The 644-nt window shown below is 29.0% G+C and carries 1 protein-coding gene; it reads left to right on the top strand.

Annotated elements, in window-relative coordinates:
* Positions 1 to 620 (top strand): AAA family ATPase (locus tag ACF91D_RS31260; protein WP_392438624.1); only part of this gene is annotated, 620 nt, incomplete at its 5' end.
* Positions 621 to 644 lie beyond the last annotated feature (24 nt).

Below are 644 nucleotides of genomic sequence, written 5' to 3'. Positions count from 1 at the left end.
CTAGTAAAACGACCGATGATATACTATCGGTGGATAAAATATTTTATACTGCACCAGCAGAAAAACAAACTAAATTAAGAAATGATTTATATAGTATTACTGCAAGCATTGATTTGGGGCAAAAATTACATGTTGTAAATAAGTATGGACATGAACATAGTAAACATTATAGTGATATGTTTAAATATATTGATTTAATTATAGTAGATGAGATTGATCGTCTTAAAGTGCAACATTTAGAGCAATTAAGAGCTATTTATGATGAACATAATTTAGCAATGATATTTATTGGTATGCCAGGTATTGAGAAGAAATTATCTCGTTATCCTCAATTATATTCGCGCATAGGTTTTGCGCATGAATTTGATAATCTAAGCAAAGATGAAACGCATCATATATTAGAATATAAGTGGCAAGATTTAGGATTTGATTTAAAACTCGAAGATTTTACTGATTATGAGGCAATAACAACGATTATTAAAATTACAAAAGGGAATTTTAGGCTGATTCATCGTTTATTTGCGCAGATAGATAGAGTTATGGATATCAATGGCTTAGATAAAATCAGTACAGAAGTGGTAGAAACAGCTAGAGATAGTTTAGTCATATGTATTCGTTAATAGAAAAAGCAATGTACTATATTA

The organism is Staphylococcus sp. 231237_7MaSpsaltlick, assembly GCF_043107035.1.
This window is presented reverse-complemented; position numbering and strand designations above follow the sequence as displayed.